General features: G+C 70.2%; 15 protein-coding genes. 9 read left to right on the top strand and 6 right to left on the bottom strand.

Annotated features, from left to right (window positions below):
• Positions 1 to 129: 129 nt before the first annotated feature.
• Complete coding sequence (locus VJS38_RS15020) at positions 130 to 1,401, top strand: type III PLP-dependent enzyme (RefSeq protein WP_324088960.1); 1,272 nt, start codon at positions 130 to 132, stop codon at positions 1,399 to 1,401.
• A gap of 118 nt (positions 1,402 to 1,519) precedes the next feature.
• Positions 1,520 to 2,584, top strand: coding sequence for a 1,9-bis(guanidino)-5-aza-nonane synthase (locus VJS38_RS15025; RefSeq protein WP_324088961.1), 1,065 nt, complete (start codon positions 1,520 to 1,522; stop codon positions 2,582 to 2,584).
• A 133-nt stretch (positions 2,585 to 2,717) separates the two neighbouring features.
• Here the strand turns inward: VJS38_RS15025 and VJS38_RS15030 are convergent, their stop codons facing one another.
• Both VJS38_RS15030 and VJS38_RS15035 read right to left on the bottom strand, forming a co-directional pair.
• On the bottom strand, positions 2,718 to 3,503 hold the full coding sequence (locus tag VJS38_RS15030) for a molybdopterin-dependent oxidoreductase (protein ID WP_324088962.1): 786 nt from the start codon (positions 3,501 to 3,503) through the stop codon (positions 2,718 to 2,720).
• Positions 3,500 to 4,318 (bottom strand): cytochrome b/b6 domain-containing protein, encoded by an 819-nt coding sequence (locus VJS38_RS15035; protein ID WP_324088963.1) that lies wholly within the window; start codon positions 4,316 to 4,318, stop codon positions 3,500 to 3,502. The genes VJS38_RS15030 and VJS38_RS15035 overlap by 4 nt, the downstream gene beginning before the upstream one ends.
• Before the next feature lie 117 nt (positions 4,319 to 4,435).
• Here VJS38_RS15035 and VJS38_RS15040 point away from each other — a divergent pair, with 117 nt between their 5' ends.
• The 3 genes from VJS38_RS15040 (at position 4,436) to VJS38_RS15050 (ending at position 7,554) form a co-directional block, all read left to right on the top strand.
• Positions 4,436 to 4,618 carry a hypothetical protein gene (locus VJS38_RS15040; protein WP_324088964.1) on the top strand — a complete coding sequence of 61 codons (183 nt, stop codon included), beginning with the start codon at positions 4,436 to 4,438 and terminating at the stop codon, positions 4,616 to 4,618.
• Positions 4,619 to 4,680: 62 nt separating this feature from the next.
• On the top strand, positions 4,681 to 5,598 hold the full coding sequence (locus VJS38_RS15045; protein WP_324088965.1) for a thioesterase family protein: 918 nt from the start codon (positions 4,681 to 4,683) through the stop codon (positions 5,596 to 5,598).
• A gap of 300 nt (positions 5,599 to 5,898) precedes the next feature.
• Positions 5,899 to 7,554 (top strand): tannase/feruloyl esterase family alpha/beta hydrolase, encoded by a 1,656-nt coding sequence (locus VJS38_RS15050; RefSeq protein WP_324088966.1) that lies wholly within the window; start codon positions 5,899 to 5,901, stop codon positions 7,552 to 7,554.
• Between the two features lie 52 nt (positions 7,555 to 7,606).
• On the opposite strand, the gene VJS38_RS15055 is transcribed toward VJS38_RS15050, so the two are convergent.
• Positions 7,607 to 8,476, bottom strand: coding sequence for an alpha/beta hydrolase (locus VJS38_RS15055; protein ID WP_324088967.1), 870 nt, complete (start codon positions 8,474 to 8,476; stop codon positions 7,607 to 7,609).
• Positions 8,477 to 8,516: 40 nt separating this feature from the next.
• On the opposite strand from VJS38_RS15055, the gene VJS38_RS15060 reads away from it, so the two are divergent.
• Positions 8,517 to 8,963: a DUF488 domain-containing protein gene (locus tag VJS38_RS15060; RefSeq protein ID WP_324088968.1), complete on the top strand. Its 447-nt coding sequence runs from the start codon at positions 8,517 to 8,519 to the stop codon at positions 8,961 to 8,963.
• 25 nt (positions 8,964 to 8,988) lie between these two features.
• Here VJS38_RS15060 and VJS38_RS15065 read toward each other — a convergent pair whose 3' ends face one another.
• Positions 8,989 to 10,212 carry a pentapeptide repeat-containing protein gene (locus VJS38_RS15065; RefSeq protein WP_324088969.1) on the bottom strand — a complete coding sequence of 408 codons (1,224 nt, stop codon included), beginning with the start codon at positions 10,210 to 10,212 and terminating at the stop codon, positions 8,989 to 8,991.
• Positions 10,213 to 10,306: 94 nt separating this feature from the next.
• The gene (locus VJS38_RS15070) at positions 10,307 to 10,987 is read right to left on the bottom strand and encodes a CHAP domain-containing protein (protein WP_324088970.1); all 681 of its coding nucleotides are present in this window, start codon (positions 10,985 to 10,987) and stop codon (positions 10,307 to 10,309) included.
• 474 nt (positions 10,988 to 11,461) lie between these two features.
• On the opposite strand from VJS38_RS15070, the gene VJS38_RS15075 reads away from it, so the two are divergent.
• The 3 genes from VJS38_RS15075 (at position 11,462) to VJS38_RS15085 (ending at position 16,192) form a co-directional block, all read left to right on the top strand.
• On the top strand, positions 11,462 to 12,256 hold the full coding sequence (locus tag VJS38_RS15075) for a TerC family protein (RefSeq protein WP_324088971.1): 795 nt from the start codon (positions 11,462 to 11,464) through the stop codon (positions 12,254 to 12,256).
• Between the two features lie 128 nt (positions 12,257 to 12,384).
• Entirely contained in the window at positions 12,385 to 14,637 is a 2,253-nt protein-coding gene (locus VJS38_RS15080; RefSeq protein ID WP_324088972.1) for a hypothetical protein, read from the top strand.
• 1 nt (position 14,638) lies between these two features.
• Positions 14,639 to 16,192, top strand: a complete 1,554-nt coding sequence (locus tag VJS38_RS15085; protein ID WP_324088973.1) for a tetratricopeptide repeat protein — start codon at positions 14,639 to 14,641, stop codon at positions 16,190 to 16,192.
• Here VJS38_RS15085 and VJS38_RS15090 read toward each other — a convergent pair.
• The coding region (locus VJS38_RS15090) for a primosomal protein N' (RefSeq protein WP_324088974.1) at positions 16,189 to 18,093 on the bottom strand (1,905 nt) is incomplete at its 5' end. The two genes, VJS38_RS15085 and VJS38_RS15090, sit on opposite strands and share 4 nt — an antisense overlap.

The following is an 18,093-nucleotide window of genomic DNA, read 5'->3' on the forward strand; positions in this document are numbered from 1 at the left end:
TGCAGTCGAGATCCGTTCTTTACATGCCGGCCAATAGACCCTAAATGCGCGTCTTCCGGCGGACCCGATGTCCTGAAAAGCGCTGCTAACGCCGGTCTGGGTTCAACAATCCGTTGGGGGTTGCGTGAGGTGCACACGTACCATACGCCCCTGGACCTGGTCCGCGAGCGGTCCCCGGAGCGTCCTGTCGCCCTTGTGCGACCGGGCGTGGTGGCCGTAGCGGCGCGCTGGTTCCAGGACAATTTCAAAGGCGACGTCTTCTACGCTGTGAAGGCCAATCCCTCTCCCTGGGTCATCGAGACCCTGGCGGAGACCGGGATCGCGTCCTTCGACGTGGCGTCGGTGAACGAGATCGAGCTGGTGGCGAAGCACGCCCCGGGGTCACGCATGGCCTTCATGCACCCGGTGAAGAGCCGCGCCGCCATTGCGGCCGCCTACTTCGACCACGGGGTCAGGACCTTCTCCTTCGACACCCATGAGGAGCTGGCGAAGATCCTCCGGGCGACCGGCGGGGCCGACGACCTGACGCTGATCGTCCGCCTGGGCGTGCAGGCGGAAGGCGCGTCTTATTCGCTGTCCGGCAAGTTCGGCGTCGACCTGCACGAGGCCCCGAGCCTGCTCTTGGCCGCGCGCCGCGCGACCCAGGACCGGATGGGCGTCTCCTTCCATGTCGGCAGCCAGTGCATGCGGCCGACCGCGTTCCAGGCGGCCTTGGCCCAGGCCAACCGCGCCATCGTCCGCGCCGGCGTCATGGTCGACGTGGTCGACGTGGGCGGCGGCTTCCCCTCGGTCTATCCGGGCATGCTGCCGCCGGACCTCGGCGACTACCTGGACTCCATCGACCGCGGCTTCGCCCAGATGTCGGTGCACGAGGACACCGAGCTGTGGTGCGAGCCGGGCCGGGCGCTGGTGGCGGAAGCCACCTCGATCCTGACCAAGGTCGAGCTGAAGAAGGGCGACGCGCTCTATCTGAACGACGGCAGCTACGGCAGCCTGTTCGATGCGGCGCACATGAAATGGCCCTTCCCGGTCAAGCTCTACCGCGGCGAGTCCGACGAGGCCGAACAGGTGGAGACGCCGCTGAAGCCCTTTCGCTTCTACGGCCCGACCTGCGACTCGATCGACCACATGCCGGGGCCGTTCTGGCTGCCGGAAGACGTCCGCGAGGGCGACTACGTCGAGATCGGCATGCTGGGCGCCTACGGCGTGGCCATGAACACCCGCTTCAACGGCTTCGGCGAGGCCGAGACCGTGGCCGTGGACGACGCGCCGATGGCCTCGATGTACGGCCTGGCCGGAAAGGTCATCCGCCTGCCGCGCGAGAGCCAAGAGGACGACCGCAAGGTAGTGCGCCTGTCGCGTCCGAAGGGCGCGGCCGGCAAGAAGCGCCGCAGACGCTAAAGGGAACGGGCGCTAAAAGTCGTCACGCATCTGCGTTAAAAGGCGCGGCCGGTCGCTCCGTCCCGGTCGCGCCTTTCTGTTTGGACGGGCGATCACCCTCAGAAGGGAACTTCCGACGATGAACGCTCCTGTTCCGAACACCAACCGCAAGGCCGAGCTGCTGTCCCGCACCGTCGAGCATGTGGCGATCGACCAGTACGACGCCCGTCCGGTCATCGACGCCATGCGCGCCATGAGCTTCACCAGCCGCGACACGGCGCGTGCGGCCGACATCTTCTCCATGGCGCTGGAGGACCAGTCCTGCTCGACCTGGCTGACGCTGGCCGGCTCGACCAGCGCCGGCGGCTGCATGCACATCTACCGCGACATGGTGAAGTACGGGCTGATCGACGCGATCGTCTCCACCGGCGCCTCGATCATCGACATGGACTTCTTCGAGGCCCTCGGCTTCAAGCACTACCAGGCCCAGGAGCAGGTCGACGACCGCGACCTGCGCGCCAACTACATCGACCGGATCTACGACACCTACATCGACGAGGAGGAGCTGCAGGCCTGCGACCACGCGATCTACGAGATCGCCAATGCGCTGGAGCCCCGCCCCTATTCGAGCCGCGAGTTCATCCACGAGATGGGCAAGTGGCTGGCCACCGGGAACGCCAAGAAGCCCGCCTCGCTGATCCAGACCGCCTATGAAGAGGGCGTGCCGATCTTCTGCCCGGCGTTCACCGACAGCTCGGCCGGCTTCGGCCTGGTGAAGCACCAGGTGGAGCGGATGAAGGCCAAGCAGCCCTACCTGACCATCGACAGCGTCGCCGACTTCCGCGAGCTGACCGACATCAAGATCGCGGCGGGAACCACGGGCCTGTTCATGGTCGGCGGCGGCGTGCCGAAGAACTTCGCCCAGGACACGGTGGTCTGCGCCGAGATCCTCGGGGTCGAGGTCGACATGCACAAGTACGCCGTGCAGATCACCGTCGCCGACGTGCGCGACGGCGCCTGCTCGTCCTCGACGCTGAAGGAGGCCTGCTCCTGGGGCAAGGTCGACGTCACCTGGGAGCAGATGGTGTTCGCCGAGGCCACCACCGTGGTCCCGCTGATCGCCTCCGACGCCTGGCACCGCGGCTCGTGGAAGACCCGCGAGAAGCGCCGCTGGGCCAAGCTGTTCGAGAAGGCCGCGGGCTGAACGAGGCCACGATTGGCGTTGTCATCCCGGTTTCGCGAAGCGAAGACGGGATCCATACGCGCCGATATTCAAGCGCAGCTGAGCACCGGGGGCGTTCGGTGCGAGACGGGCGCAGAACCCCGCTCGCGCAGCCTCAAATCCCTGCGTACCACTCGTAGCCGCGGTCCTCCCAGAAGCCGCCCTTGCCGCCGGCGATGTGGGCGAAGTCGGCGACCGCTTCCAGGCGCATGACGTACTTGGCCTGTTTGTAGCCCAACTGGCGCTCGACCCGCAGCCGCACGGGCGCGCCGTGGGCCACCGGCAGCGGCTGGTCATTCATCGCATAGGCCAGCAGGGTTTGCGGGTGGTAGGCGTCGATCAGGTCGATGCTCTCATAGTAGCGGCCAGACGCGTCCGCGGTCCCGCCGAGATTGTCGGCGCAGTGTAAGACGATGTAGCGCGCCTCCTTCTTCAGCCCGGCCTTGTCGAGCAGGGGCCCCAGCCGCGCGCCGGTCCATTTGGCGATGTCGCTCCAGCCCTCGACGCAGTCGTGGCGGGTGATCTGGGTGCGCGAGGGCTGGCTGCGCAGCTCGGCCAGGCTCAGCGACAGCGGCCGCTCGACCAAGCCGTCGATCACCAGCGCCCAGTCGGCGAAGCCGTCCTGGACATGGGCGACGTAGGCGGCGTCCGTCGGATTGGTCGAGCCGTTGGACCGGAAGTCGGCGGAGATTTCATCCGGGCTGAATTCGCGGGCCAGCGCCTTGCGGTCCACGACCAGCCGCTGGGCGCGCTTCGTCAGCCCCTCGGCGCTGGCCAGCGCGGCCCGCCCCTTGGGGCTCTGGCTGATGCGGTCGCAGGCGGCGAGCCAGAGGGCGCCGGCGCCGGCGAAGACGCCCTTCAGCCAGCCGCGGCGGTCGGTCCTGGGGCCGGGAGCGCTCATGCGTTGTCTCCCTCGACCTCGATGGCGTAGCGGCCGGTGATCATCGAGCGGATGTTGTTCCACAGGCCGGAGACCACCACCATCACCAGGTGGACGACGACGAACAGCACGATCAGGCCCGCGCAGAGGAAGTGGATCGAGCGCGCCGACTGGCGCCCGCCGAACAGGTCCAGGAGCCAGGGCGCGGCCGCGTCGATCCCCGGCGACATGGTCAGTCCCGTCGCAATCATCAGCGGCAGCAGGACCAGCGCCACGACGAGATAGCTCAGCTTCTGCAGGACGTTGTAGCTGCGCGCCCCCTCGCCCTTGGGGAACTTCAGCTGCGCGTGGGTGACGATCTCATGCCAGAGGTTGCGCGGCGAAAGCTGCGCCCGGGTCGGCCAGAGGTCGCGGCGGATGTGCCCGCCGATCAGGCCGCTGGCGAGGTAGACGAAGCCGTTGGTCACGAAGACCCAGGCGAAGAAGAAGTGCCAGCGCCGGCCGGTCGCGAGGTCGCGCCAGCTGGGCGCGGTGGCCCAGGCGGGAAAGCCCCGGGGGCCTTGCGCGCCCGGCCTGCCGGACCAGCCGAGCACGCCGGTGGTCTCGAACCTTGCGTCGCCGACCTCAGTCACGCCGACCGGCCGGCCCGCCCGCTCGGCCGCGCTGATCGCAAGCCAGGGCCGGTCGAAGTGCGACTTGACCCCCCAGTAGAGCGCCGGATGGGCGTTGAAGATCTGCAGCCCGCTCATCAACAGCAGGGTGAGCGCCAGCACGTTGATCCAGTGGGTGAGGCGGGTCACCCCCGAGTGCCGTCTCACCAGCAGCGTCTTGGTCATCCGGGCCCTCCGCGGCCGAACTTGCCACAAACGGACTACGGCGCCGAGCGCGCGGCGGATGCGGGAACGCGGGCGCGGCCGTCGACGCTTTCCTCCAAGAGCCCGAAGGAGAAGGCCATGCCTGACCCACGCGAGAGCGCCGAGGGGCCGCGCCCCGAGCGACCGGAGCCCTATCCACAGGTCGACCGCACCGACGGCGTACAGGCGGCCCAGCCGCGAAGCTTCCGACCGGACATCCCCGCGTCGATGACTGACGGCCGCATGGGACCTGGCGGTGATCCCGCCGAGGGCAAGCCGTAAGCTCTAGGCCCAGGCCCGCCCCGGCCCTACTCTCCCGGCGCCGCAGCGCGGGGGATTTCGGCATGGGCGAAATGGTGGAAGTCTGGCGCGGCGGCGTGGCGACCTGGGAGTGCGACTCCATGGGTCACCTGAACGTCGGCTTCTACATGGCCAAGGCGATGGAGGCGCTGATCGGCCTGGCGGCCGAGCTCGGCATGCCGCACGCCTTCGCGCCGCGCGCCGAGGCGACCCTGATCGTCCGCGAGCAGCACATCCGCTTCCTGCGCGAAGCCCAGGTCGGCGCGCGCCTGCACATCGACGCAGGCGTCCTGGCGATGGGCGAGGACGACGCGAGCGTCCTTTTGCTGATGCGCCACCACGACGGCGAGCCGGCGGCCAGCTTCCGGATGCGTGTGGTCCACGCCACCGCGCGCGAGGGCCGGGCCTTTCCCTGGCCCCACTGGGCCAGGGCCCGGGCGGCGGCGATCACCATCGAAGCGCCGGAACGCGCCGCCCCGCGCAGCGTGTCGCTGGATCCGGTCGCGGTTGCAGCCAGCCTGCCGCAGGCGCTGGAGCTCGGCCTGCAGCGGATCGGCTTCGGCGGCTTCCGCATCGGCGACTGCGACGCTTTCGGCCGGATGCGCACCGAGTTGGTGATCGCGCGGATCTCCGATTCCGTCGCCCACCTGATGGCGGGCCTGCTGGAAGACCTGGCCGCGGGCGGGCGCAAGCTGGGCGCGGTGGCCCTGGAGTACCGACTGATCTACCTGGACTGGCCGCGGGCGGGCGACCTCTACGAGCTGCGCTCGGGCTTCCTCGGCGCCGAGCCGCGGCTGCGGCGGATGGTGCACTGGTTCCTGGACCCCGCGACCGGCCGGCCGTGGGCGAGCGCCGAGGCGGTCGCGGCCGTCTTCGACGTGGAGGCCCGCAAGACCGTGGCCCTGACCGAGACCGAGCTCGCCGCCTGGGCCGCGGTCATTACGCCGGGCCTGACCCTCTAGCGGGCTGTTTCAGCCTCGACGGCACGCTGATCGAGGCCTGGGCGTCGACGAAAGGCGCTCGGCGATCGATCGGCGCACCACCTGCCCCCTGACGAGCCATGAGCTCATCTCAGCGCATGATTTGCGCTTGCCACTCATAGTTCGACCGTTCATTCAATTATGAACCTGGGGGGACGGACAATGGACGGTACGATCCGGTTCGCGCTTGCTGACCGCGTCCCCCGGCTGGCGCTGGATAGACCCGATCGGCTGAAAAGCTTCGCCCTCGCGGCGCATCTTCCCAAACCTTAGGCACATCCCATGCTGATATCTGCCCTGGCGGCGGCGAGCGTTGGCGTCTCCCCTGCCCCCGCGTCCTTCGCCGCGGCCTGTCGCCAACTCGAGGGCTATACATCCGCAGGCCTTGTCGTCACCGAAGCGCGCGAAATTGCCGAGGGGCCGGCGCCGTACTCGGAATTCGCACCGAGCAACAACGCCGCTGGACCTCCACCCCGATTGCCGCCCCACTGCCTCGTGCGGGCGGAACTCGACCGTCGCACGGGAACCGGCGGCGTAGCTTACGCCATCAAGCTTGAGCTCCGCATTCCCGACGCCTGGAATGGGCGCTTTTTGTTCCAGGGCGGCGGCGGCATGAACGGCGTGCTCCTGCCGGCGATCGGCTACAACATCGCTGAGCGCACGGCCATTCCGCCGGCGCTGGCGCGAAATTTCGCCGTCGTCTCGACCGACAGCGGTCACGAGGGCACGCCATTGGACCCCACGTTCGCCCGCGACCAAGAGGCCAAGATCAACTACGGCTACGCCTCCATCGGCAAGGTCACGCTCGCGGCGAAAGCGCTTCTCCAAAAGGTCACCGGTCGCCTGCCGGAGCACAGCTACTTTGCCGGATGCTCCAATGGCGGGCGTGAGGCGATGATGGCGGCGCAGCGGTTCCCGGGCGAGTTCGACGGCGTCCTCGCTGGAAATCCGGCCTTCGAAATGACCAACGCGCTGATTCTGACCAGCTTCTCGAGCTGGGTGTACGCCGACGCCGCCAAGCAACTCAAAACCGATTCCGCACACCTCTTCACGCCTGCCGACACCCTGTTGATCCAGAAAGCCATGCTGCGTCAGTGCGATAGCCTGGACGGAGCAGCCGACGGCATGATCTTCAACCATCAGGCGTGCCGCTTTGATGTCCGCAAGCTGGCCTGTCGCAAGACCCAGAAAGCGGGGTGCCTGGATCCTGTGAAGGTGAACGCCATCGTGCGTGCGTTTCGCGGCCCGCTCGACGCCACTGGCGCCCCATTCGTTGGATCTTGGACCTCGGACGCGGGGAATTTCTCACCGGATTGGCTGATCTGGCAGACCGGCGCGCCGACGCCGGCAGGCGTATTCACGGACTTGCGCGACATGGTCAGGTCGGCGGCCGCCAGCCTTGCCGCCTTCCCCGAGGAGAAAACGGCGCAAACTGGCGGAGACGCCGACGCGCTCAAGCTCTACAAGGCCAGCCGCGGCGCCGCGAGCTTGACCGACGCGACCTCAACGCAGCTCACCAGCTTCGCCGCGCACGGCGGCAAGATGATGCTCGTCTCCGGATGGTCCGATCCGATTTTTTCCGCCCCTGACCTCATCGCCTACTACGAGCGCCTGTCTGCCGACATGAATGCCGCGACCGGAACGGACCCCGCCAGCTTCGCCCGGCTCTTTCTCATACCAGGCATGGCGCATTGCGGCGGCGGCGACGGCCTTGACGATTTCGACGCGCTCGACCTCCTGGTCAACTGGGTGGAAAAGCAGGACCCTCCATCGGTGCTGACGGCGCGGGGCGCAGCATTTCCGGGCGTCGAACGCCCGATCTGCGCCTATCCGCTGATCGCCCGCTATAAAGGACGTGGCCCTCTGAACGCGTCCGAGAGTTTCACCTGCGCGGCGCCGACAGCGCCCCCGCTCGCCGCCTCGGGAGCGGCGCCATGAGCCTCAGATTCCACAACGGCGATGAAGCCGGGTCGACTCCCTCCACAGACCGTTAGAGCGCCGCCTCGAGCAGCGCCTCGCGTACGATGTCCGGCCGCTCCAGCGGCAGGAAGTGCGTGCTGCCCGCCACGACGTCCAGCCGGGCGCCGGCCGCCTGCGCGAACGCCCGGGCGTGAGCGTCGATGCTGGAGGCGTCTTCGGGCGAAGCGAGGATCCGCACAGGGCTGCGCACCGCAGCAAGCGCCGCCAGCGGATCATAGTCCTGCTGGGCGTAGATCGCCGCTTCCCAAGCCGCGCGGCAGGCCAGCGTCACCTGGCCGTCGGCGGTCTCGTGCAGGCCGGCCGCCGCATAGTCGGCGAGCTGGGCCTCGCTGAAGCTGCGGAAGACGCCGCGGCCGCGATAGGCCTCGATCGCCGCGGCGCGGTCGGGGAAGGTCTCGCGCCGCCGCCGGGCGGTGGCGGCCATCGCCTCGCGGACCGAGGTGATCTCGACCCATTGCGGGTCGGCCATCACCGGCTCGAACAGCACCAGGCCGCGCACGCGCTGCGCGCCGCCGGCGGCGCACAGCAGGCTGGCGGTGGCCCCCAGCGAATGGCCGGCCAGCACGACCGGTCCCGCGACCGCCTGGTCCAGCACGGCGGCCAGGTCGTCGGCGAACGCGCCCCAGCCCGGAAAGTGCGCCGGGTCGGCCGGAAGCGTGGTCGCCCCATGGCCGCGCAGGTCGAGCGCCAGGATCCGCAGGGACGGCGCCAGCGGGCCGAGGATCGTCCGATAGGTGCGGGCGTTGAAACCGTTGGCGTGGGAGAAGACGACGTCGATCGGCCGCGCCTGCGGCCCGAACTCCAGCGCCGCCATCGCGCCGCCGCGGTCAGGAAGAGGGAAGGTCCGCGGCCGCGGCTGGCAGTCGACTGTGGCGTCCATGAGCCTGCGATATAGAGGCTGCGGCGCCGGAGCAAAAGGCATGAGCAGAGCCATGACGACCCTGGCCACCATCGGCTACGAGAGCGCCGCCCAGGACGAGGTGATCGATCGGCTGAAGCGGGCCGGCGTCGAGGTGCTGATCGACGTGCGGGCGGTGGCGGCCTCGCGCCGCGCCGGTTTCTCCAAGCGCGTGCTGGCGGCGAGCCTGGAGGCGGCGGGGATCGACTACGTCCACCTGCGCGAGCTCGGCACGCCCAAGCCCGGCCGCGACGCCGCCCGCCACGGCCGCATCGCGGAAATGCACGCCATCTACGAGGCGCACCTGCGCGAGCCCGCCGCCCAGCTGGAGCTGGCCAAGGCCGCCGAGATCGCCGGCCAACGCAAGGCCGCCCTGCTCTGCTACGAGGCCGACGTCCACCGCTGCCACCGCGAGATCGTCGCCGAGCGGCTGCGCGAGAAGCTGGGGTGCGAGGTGGAGAATCTGTAGGGCTGGGCGCAGTCGCCCCCCCCGTTCACACCTCCAGCTCGGCGTTCAGCATGTTGCAGCCGTCGAGCCGGGCCTGGTCGAGGTTCGCCTCGAGGAAGCGGGCGCGCGGGGCGCTGGCGCCGCGCAGGTCGGCGGCGCGCAGGTTGGCGCGGGTGAAGTCGGTGCGCACGTGCCGGCCGGGGGCGATGGTCAGCGGCCCCAGCTGGGCGCCGCGCAGGTCGGCGCGACCGAGCTGGGTCTCGAACAGCCGGGCCCCGCGCAGGTCCGCCTCGCGCAGGTCGGCGCCGCGGAAATCGCAGCCCGTGAGGTCTGCGCCCTGCAGGTGGACGCCGCGCAGGTCCAGCCCGAAGAAGACCGAGCGCGGGGCGATCAGGGCGGTGAGCCGCCGCCCCTTCAGCGCGCGCAGCGGCCGGAAGTCCACGCCCGGCAGGTTGGTCACCGCGCCGCTTTTGCCATTGGAGTCGCAATAGGCCTCGTGCGCCGCCAGCACCTCGTCCAGCGGCCGGTCGTCGATGTAGACCGCAGGCCCCGGCCCGTGCAGCGCGTTGGTCATATCGGCGTCGTCGAGGCGGGCGTGCTCCAGGTTCGCGCCGGCCACCACAGCACGCCGCATCGAGGCGCCGGTCAGGTCGGCGCCGCCGAGGTCGGCGTTCGACAGGTCCGCGCCGTCGAGCACAGCGCGCGTCAGCCGTGCACCGGCCAGGTGGGCGCCGGCCAGCACCGCCTCGGTGAAGTCGCTGGCGGTGGCCATGGTCCCATTCAGGTGCGCCCCTGAGAGGTTGGCGCCGGAGAGGATGGCGTAGTTCAGCTCGCCCGGGCGGTTCTCGTGGCGCAGCACCCTGAAGCCGTCGAGCTTGTCCTGCACGGCGATGCGCCCCTCGCGCAGGTCGCAGCCGGCCATCTGCGCCATGGTCAGATTGGCCCCGCGCAGGCAGGCGCCGCGCAAGTCGGCGCGCTTGAGGTTGATGCGGCGCATGTCCGCCTCGCGCAGGTCGGCGCCGAACAGGATCACGCGGGAGAGGTTGGCCCCCGACAGGTTGGCCCCGGCCAGGCAGGCGCCGGCGAGATCGGCCTCACGCAGGTCGACGCCCTGCAGGTCGAAGTTCGAGAGGTCGGCATGGGTCAGGCTGAGCCGCCGGCCGCCGCCGCGTCCGGCCAGGTAGCGCTGGTGCGCCTCCACCGCGTCTCGCAACGACCGGGGGTCGATCGGCGTGTGATGCTGCGGCAGCGATTGCGTCTGAGGCGCCATGTCGACGCCATCATTTGATAAACGCGCTTAAGGAACCGTGTCCGTATGCGCGTAAATTTCGATCAGGTACAACCTACAGGCGCGACAAATCGTCTTACTGGGCGGGCTTGGAGTCGCCGCGGGTGGCCGCCGCGATCAGGGCGCCGATCTGGTCGGTAGAGTCGACGACCTGGTTCAGGATGTGCAGCGGTCCGCCGCCGGGCCGCACCGCGGTCGCCATCTGGCTGGCGGCGGTCTGGGCCATGGCGATGGCGGTGTTCTCGGCGCTGTTGAAGCCCGAGGCGGCCACGCGGCGGGCCTGGGCGTCCGGATAGATGAAGCCGTAGGTCGGATAGGTCGAGCCGCCGAGATCGCGGCTCGGGTCGTACCACACCTTGACGGCGCTCCAGTCGCCGGCCGGCGAGACGTCGACCAGGGTCACGTCCTTCTCGATCTTGCCGCGCGAGCCTTCGATCGGCGACCAGTTGGCGTGGGTGATCTGGATGATGCGGTCGGTCAGCACCTGGCTGACCACCGCGACGTGGCCGAGGCGCATGCGGTCGGTGGGCTTGAAGCACAGCACCGCCCCGGCGCGCGGCTGGAATCCGGTCTCGTACTTGCCGATGGCCTGGCGCCACCAGGTATAGGCGTCGCCGAAGATCTGGATGCCCGACACGAGACGCGCGAACGGGACGCACTGCCAGTAGGTGTCGGCCGCCGCCCGGGCGGTCGGCACGAGGCTCACCGCGGCCGCAACAGCCAGGGCGCCCAGCAGGGTTCGTGTCCGCTTACGCATGTTTTGGGGCGCTCCCCGACGCTACCGAGCAAGGGATAACCCTATCCTCGATCCAGTGAAAAGAGCGTTTACGCCGCAGCCCTGGCGGCGGACCTGCGTTCAATGGCGGGCGCGCCGACATCAATCTAGAGAAGAAGGGCGCGCCACATAGGTTAACGGAGCTTTTTCACGTCAAGGCGGCCGGGCGACGGCCCGTCCTGGCCGCGATTTTGGCTTTGCATACGTCACCCGGCCGATTTCGCGCCGCCGATATACCAACGCGATCGCCGGTGCGATCTCACAATACTTGATCACGCGCGAGTGCAACGATCCGAAACAAGAGCTTGGCCGCCGGTCGCAAATCTTGGCCGTGGCGACCGAGGGCAGCTTCACAATTCCGCGAACAGCCGAGCCGCCTGTGGATAAGATGGCGACTGGCGTTTCGGCGAACGGCGCCTACCTAACGCTCTCAAGCGGCGCCAAAGGCTCGATTCGATGGACCAACTTCTCGCCCTAGCGGCCAATCCGGCGGCTTGGGCCGCCCTCCTCACCCTGATCGTGATGGAGGTCGTGCTGGGCATCGACAACCTGGTCTTCGTCTCCGTCCTCTCCAACCGGCTGCCGCCGGAGCAGCGGCGCAAGGCGCGGCTGATCGGCATCTCCCTGGCGCTGGGCCTCAGGCTCGCCCTTCTTTCCACCCTCGCCTTCATCGTCGGCCTGACCCAGCCGGTCTTCACCCTGCCCTTCACCGCGCCGCTGAACGAAGAGGGCCATCCGCTGGTCGACTTCGCCTTCTCCTGGCGCGACCTGATCCTCCTGGGCGGCGGCCTCTTCCTGGTCTGGAAGGCGACGACCGAGATCGGCCACAGCGTCGATCCGCATCGCGCCGGCGACGAGCTGCTCGACAAGCGCGGCGCCGGATCGCTGGGCTTCACCGCCGCCATTGTCCAGATCCTGGCGCTGGACATCGTCTTCTCGATCGACTCGATCCTCACCGCCGTCGGCATGACCGACCATCTGCCGATCATGGTCATCGCCGTGATCGTCGCGGTCGGCCTGATGCTGATCGCAGCCAATCCGCTGGCCGACTTCATCAACGCCAACCCCAGCATCGTCATGCTGGCCTTGGGCTTCCTGCTGATGATCGGCGCCACCCTTATCGCCGAGGGCTTCGGCGCCCACGTGCCCAAGGGCTACATCTACGCCGCCATGGCCTTCTCGGCCCTGGTCGAGGGCCTGAACATGGCCGCCCGCCGCGCCCGGAGCCGGGGAGAGCGCCCGGAAGCCTGAGCGTTTGGCGCCTGGCCGCAACGGTTTCCGGCCGCGTTGAACGGATCGGAAACGCAACCTAAGCTATGGCGTCAGATGAGTCGCGCGCGCGGGGCGCGGCGTCATGGAGCCGCTCGCCGGACGCGCGCATGCCCATCAGCTACCTTTCGGCCGCCCAGATCACGGCGCTGGACGTCACCGTCTTCCAGCAGCTGTCGAGCACCAAGATCGGCCAGCTGAGCCAGTCCCAGATCGGCGCGCTCAGCGTCACCGACCTCGAGGCGCTGACGAGCGCCCAGGCCGCCGCGCTCTCCAGCACCCAGGTGAAGGGCTTCACGGTCGCCCAGATCCCGCACATCCCCGACGCCGTGGTGTTCGATTCCAACCAGCTGCTGGCCTTGAGCGGCGCCCAGCTGAGCGCGCTCAACGACACCCAGTTCGGGCGCGTCAGCGACACCCAGATCGGTCAGCTCACGGTGACCGCCGTCGCCGGCCTGACCACCACGCGCCTGTCGTCGCTGAGCGCCGATCAGGTCGCATCTTTCACCACCAGCCAGATCCGCGCCCTCACCAGCGGCCAGCTCACGGCGCTGACCACCACCGACATCGGCGAGCTGACCGCAACCCAGCTGGGGGCGATGACCACCACTCAGATCGGCTGGCTGACCTCGACCCAGTCGAGCGTGCTCAGCAGCGCGCAGGTCGCGACCCTGACCGCCAGCCAGATCGGCGCGCTCGCCACCACCAGCCTGGCGGGCCTGACCTCCGCCCAGATCGCGCAGCTGACCTCGACCCAGCTCGCCGGGCTGACCACGACCCAGGTGGCGAGCCTGAGCGCCGCCGACTTCGCCGAGCTCTCGGTCAGCCAGATCATCGGCCTGCAGACCACGGACTTCGCGGCCATTTCGCCGACCAACCTCTGGAGCCTCGACACCACGGTCATCCAGGGCCTGACGCCGACCCAATTCGCCTACGTCAGCACCACCCAGATCGCCGGCATGCAGACGTCGGACTTCGCCAAGCTCAGCTCCACCCAGGTGGCGGGCCTGACGCCGTCCCAGCTGGGGGCGCTGTCGGCGACCAACCTGACCTCGCTCACCGACACCCAGCTGACCTCGCTCTCGGTCAGTCAGGTCCAGGGCCTGTCCGCCACCCAGCTGGGCGGGCTGGGCGCCGACGACCTGGCGCGCTTCTCGAGCACCCAGGTCCTCTGGCTGAAGCCGACCCAGATCGGCGCGCTGTCGGCCGACGCCTTCCTGTCGCTGAACGCCAGCGTGGTCGGCGCGCTGTCGACCTCCCAGGTCGCCGGCCTCTCCGCCTACCAGGCGCACGTGCTGACCTCGACCGACATCGCCGAGTTCAGCGTCGGCCAGATCGCCGCCCTGGGCGCCGGCCACATCGGCGCCTTGACGTCGACGGCGCTGGCCTCGCTCAGCACGTCGCAGTTCGCGGCGCTGACCTCCAGCCAGCTCTCGGCGGTCGCCGCGACCGCGCTCGACGGCCTGACGCCCACGCAGATGGCGGCGCTCACCACCACCCAGGTCACGGGCTTCGGCAGCACCACCATCCGCGCGCTGTCGCCGGCCGAGTTCGCCGCGTTCACCTCGACCCAGGTGCTCGCCTTCACCGGCGTGCAGATCGCGGCGCTCTCGACGACCAACCTGACGGGGATGAGCACCACCGAGGTCTCCAGCCTCAGCACGACGCAGATCATTGCGCTGACCACCACCCAGGTCGGCGCGCTTACCGGGGCCCAGATCGGCCAGCTGCACCTCAGCCAGATCACTGCGCTGACGGCCACCCAGGCCGGCGCGCTCAGCGCCACCGGCGCCGCGGCGCTGCGCACCGACCAGCTGTCGATCCTCGCCGCCAACCGGGTCGGCGCGCTCTCGACCACGGCGCTGGGCGCGCTTTCCTCGACCCAGATCGGCGCCCTCTCCACGGTCCAGATCCAGGCCTTCACCGCCTCGCAGCTGCGCAGCATGGACGACGGCGACTTCGCCCGGCTGACCGCCACCCAGATCGGCGCGCTGCAGCCCACCCAGATCGCCGCCCTGACCACGACGGTGTTCGGCGACCTCACGGGCGCCGAGATCGCCGCGCTCAGCCCGACCCAGGTCGCCGGCGCCTCCGCCGCCCAGCTCTCGGCGCTGGCGGGGGTCGACTTCAGCCCGGTCAGCGTCAGCCAGGTGGCGGGTCTCACCGCCACCCAGATCCGCTCGCTGCCGACCACCGTGCTCGACGCCTTCAGCCCGACCCAGATCGCCGCGCTGACGCCCAGCCAGATTCCGGCCCTGAGCTCGACGCAGATCGCCAGCCTGTCCACCACCCAGGTGCAGGCGCTGACGCCGATGCAGCTGAACGCGCTGAGCGCGGCGCAAATCGCCTACCTGCCGGCGTAGCATGGGCCGTCCGATGGTCCCGCCCGCGCCAGCCCTCGGCGCGCTCTCCGCCAAGCCGCTCCGCCTCAAGGCCGCGCGCCTCGAGCGCGAGGGCGATCTGGCCGGCGCGTTCCAGGCCTATGAGGCGGCGGTCGCGCTGACGCCGCAGGACCCCGAGCTCCTGACGGCGCTGGCGGAGCTGGCCGGCCAGCTGGAGATGCACGAGGCGGCCGTCCGCCTCTGGGCGCATCTGAGCCTGGCGGATCCCAACGGATGTGCGACCGCCCTCGGCTATGGCCGCGCCCTGCTCGCCGCCGCCCAGTTCCCCGAGGCGATCGAGGTGCTGAAGTCGGCGCTGCTCGCCCATCCCACCGAGCCGCGGCTCTGGACCACCCTGGGCCTCGCCCTGACCTATGCCGGGCGCGCCAGCGAAGCGCTGACCTTCTTCGACGAGGGAATCCGGCTGGGCCCGGGCCTGCCCGGCGCCCTCTACAACCGGGGCCTTTCCCTGTGCGAGCTCGGACAGCTCAAGCTCGCCGAAGCCGACTTCCAGGCGGCCTGCAAGCTGGCCCGCAAGGCTTCCGAGCGGGCGACGATCGAGTTCTCCCTGGCGACCCTGGCGCTGGCGCGCGGCGAGCTCGGCCTGGGCTGGTCCCTGTACGAGCGCCGGCTTTCGCCGGACTGGCCGAAATCGGTGGCGTTCCAGGGCGCAGGCAAGCGCCTGTCGCCGGCCGAGCCGCTCGGCGGCCGCAGCCTGCTCGTCCTGGCCGAGCAGGGCGTCGGCGACGAGATCATGTTCGCCAGCACCCTGCCCGACCTGATCGACGAGCTGGGGCCTAAGGGACGGCTGGTCCTGGCGGTGGATCCCCGGCTGGTCGAGCTCTTCCAGCGCAGCTTCCCCTCGGCCGAGGTCTGCGCCCACGCCACGCCGAAGCTCGGCGGCCGCGCGCGGCGGCAGACCGGCGTCCCCGTGAACGGCCGCATCGAGGTCTGGACGCCGCTGGCCTCGCTCGCCCAGCGCTACCGGCCGGCCGTGAAGGATTTCCCGCGCATCCCCTACCTCCAGCCGGACCCGGCGCGCATCGCCCATTGGCGGGCGTGGCTGGGCGACGAGCGCCCCGCCGTCGGGATCACCTGGCGCAGCGGAAAGCTCAGCGGAGACCGGCGGCGCTTCTATCCGGCGCTGGCGCACTGGGCGGAGCTGCTGCGGGCGCCGGGCGTCCAGTTCGTCAACCTGCAGTACGGCGACTGCGCGGAAGATCTCGTCCGTCTGCAGGAGCTCAGCGGCGTCGAGATCCGCCAGCCGCCGGACCTCGACATCAAGGACGACCTCGACGAGCTCGCCGCGCTTTGCTGCGCGCTCGGGGGCGTCGTCGCCGTCCAGAACGCCACCGGCGCCCTGGCCGCCGCCTGCGGCGCGCCCACGGCCTTCGTCGCCGGTCCCGGATCCTGGACCCAGCTCGGCGAGGACCAGTCGCCCTGGTACGCCCACGCGCCCATGTGCCTGACCGGAGACTTCGGCGACTGGACCCCGGCCCTGCGCGCCGCGGCGGAAGCGGTGCGGCGGATGGCTTAGAGGAAGCTGTACGGGTCGATATCGATCGCCACGCGGATCGCGTTCGGCGGCTTCACCCGGGCGCGCCAGGTCGCCATATAGGCCGACAGGTCCACGCCGCGGTCGGCGCGGACTAGGAACCGCTTGCGGCGACGCCCGCGCACCAGGCTGAGCGCCGCGTCGGCCGGACCGTAGACCTCGACGCCCGCGGCGTTCGGCGCGGCCCGGGCCATTTCCCGCATGAAGGCCTCCAGCTGGGCGCCGTCGGGGCCCGAGGCGATCACCGCCGCCAGCCGGCCGAACGGCGGCAGCTTGGCGAACTCCCGCTCCTCCATCTCCGCGGCGACGAAGGCGTCGCGGTCCTGGGCCTGCAGCGCCTGCATCACCGCGTGTTCGGGCGCATAGGTCTGCAGCAGCGCCTTGCCCGGCCGCTCGCGCCGGCCCGCGCGGCCGGTCGCCTGGGCGAGCAGCTGGAAGGTGCGTTCGGCCGCGCGCAGGTCGCCGCCGCGCAGGCCGAGGTCGGCGTCGACCACCCCCACCAGGGTGAGCCGCGGAAAGTTGTGGCCCTTGGCCGCCGCCTGGGTGGCGACCAGGATGTCGATCTCGCCCTCCGCCATCGCCTCGACCAGGCGTTTGGCCTCGCGGGCGTCGAACACCGTGTCGGAGGAGAAGACCGCGATCCGCGCGTCGGGGAACAGCTGGCGGGCCTCCTCCTCCACCCGCTCCACCCCGGGGCCGATCGAGACCAGGCTCTCCGGGGCGCCGCAGTGGGGGCAGCGCTCCGGCTTGGGCATGGAAAAGCCCGTCAGGTGACAGACCAGCCGGCCGGAATAGCGGTGCTCGACCAGCCAGGAATCGGTGTCGGGCGCGCACAGGCGCTCGCCGCAGGCCTTGCACAGCACCAGCGGCGCATAACCGCGGCGGTTGAGAAACAGCAGGGTCTGCTCGCCTCGGGCCAGGGTCTGGCGCATCGCCTCGACCAGCGGCGGCGAGAGCCAGGACTGCGCCGGCGGCGGGCTTTCGCGCAGGTCGATCAGCTCGATCTGCGGCAGCTGGGCGGTCCCGTGCCGCGCCGACAGCCTGAGCCAGCGGTAGCGGCCGGTCTCGGCGTTCCTCAGCGTCTCCAGCGACGGCGTCGCCGAGGCCAGCAGCACCGCGGCCTGCTCGATCTTGCCGCGCACCACCGCCAGGTCGCGGGCGTGGTAGATGAAGCCTTCCTCCTGCTTGAACGAGCCGTCGTGCTCCTCGTCGACGACGATCAGCCTCAAGGTCGCGAAGGGCAGGAACAGCGCCGAGCGGGCGCCGACGACGATGCGGCAGCGGCCCAAGCTCGCGGGTGGGGCCGCGACCGCCTCCCACAGGCGCCGGCGGGCGGGGGGAGCGACGCCGGAATGCCACTCGCCGGGCTGGACGCCGAAACGGGCGGCGACGCGGCCGATCACCGCCTGGGTGAGGGCGATCTCCGGCAGCAGGATCAGCACCTGGGCGGCGGGGTCGGCAGCCAGCGCCTGCGCCGCCGCCTCCAGATAGACCTCGGTCTTGCCCGAGCCGGTGACGCCGTCGAGCAGGGCGACGTTGAAGCCGCCCTCGCCCAGCATCTCCTTCAGCAGGCCCGCGGCGGCGGCCTGGCTGGGATTGAGCTCGGAGCCCGCTCGCGTGAGGTCCGGCTCGTCGAAGCGGGCCTCGGCGGCGAGTTCGACGATCTCCAGCACCCCTTCCTCGACCAGCCCCTTCACCACGCCGGACGAGACTTTGGCGGCGCGGGCGAGATCGGCGGGCGACAGCGTCCCGCCCTCAGCAGCTTCCAGCACCCGCTGGCGGGCCGGCGTCGGCCGCGCCGGCTGCGCGCCGGTGCGCCGTGTAACGCGCACCGGCTTGGGCCTCGGCGCACGCGCGCCGCGCAGGGCGATCGCCAGCGGCTG

Origin of the sequence: Phenylobacterium sp. (genome assembly GCF_035276905.1) — a bacterium.
GTDB lineage: Bacteria > Pseudomonadota > Alphaproteobacteria > Caulobacterales > Caulobacteraceae > Phenylobacterium.

Excerpts from the sequence above, each read along its gene's own strand:
- VJS38_RS15025 (WP_324088961.1), top strand. The coding sequence starts at position 1,520 with ATGAACGCTCCTGTTCCGAACACCAACCGCAAGGCCGAGCTGCTGTCC.
- VJS38_RS15030 (WP_324088962.1), bottom strand. The coding sequence starts at position 3,503 with ATGAGCGCTCCCGGCCCCAGGACCGACCGCCGCGGCTGGCTGAAGGGC.
- VJS38_RS15035 (WP_324088963.1), bottom strand. The coding sequence starts at position 4,318 with ATGACCAAGACGCTGCTGGTGAGACGGCACTCGGGGGTGACCCGCCTC.
- VJS38_RS15040 (WP_324088964.1), top strand. The coding sequence starts at position 4,436 with ATGCCTGACCCACGCGAGAGCGCCGAGGGGCCGCGCCCCGAGCGACCG.
- VJS38_RS15045 (WP_324088965.1), top strand. The coding sequence starts at position 4,681 with ATGGGCGAAATGGTGGAAGTCTGGCGCGGCGGCGTGGCGACCTGGGAG.
- VJS38_RS15050 (WP_324088966.1), top strand. The coding sequence starts at position 5,899 with ATGCTGATATCTGCCCTGGCGGCGGCGAGCGTTGGCGTCTCCCCTGCC.
- VJS38_RS15055 (WP_324088967.1), bottom strand. The coding sequence starts at position 8,476 with ATGGACGCCACAGTCGACTGCCAGCCGCGGCCGCGGACCTTCCCTCTT.
- VJS38_RS15060 (WP_324088968.1), top strand. The coding sequence starts at position 8,517 with ATGAGCAGAGCCATGACGACCCTGGCCACCATCGGCTACGAGAGCGCC.
- VJS38_RS15065 (WP_324088969.1), bottom strand. The coding sequence starts at position 10,212 with ATGGCGCCTCAGACGCAATCGCTGCCGCAGCATCACACGCCGATCGAC.
- VJS38_RS15070 (WP_324088970.1), bottom strand. The coding sequence starts at position 10,987 with ATGCGTAAGCGGACACGAACCCTGCTGGGCGCCCTGGCTGTTGCGGCC.
- VJS38_RS15075 (WP_324088971.1), top strand. The coding sequence starts at position 11,462 with ATGGACCAACTTCTCGCCCTAGCGGCCAATCCGGCGGCTTGGGCCGCC.
- VJS38_RS15080 (WP_324088972.1), top strand. The coding sequence starts at position 12,385 with ATGCCCATCAGCTACCTTTCGGCCGCCCAGATCACGGCGCTGGACGTC.
- VJS38_RS15085 (WP_324088973.1), top strand. The coding sequence starts at position 14,639 with ATGGGCCGTCCGATGGTCCCGCCCGCGCCAGCCCTCGGCGCGCTCTCC.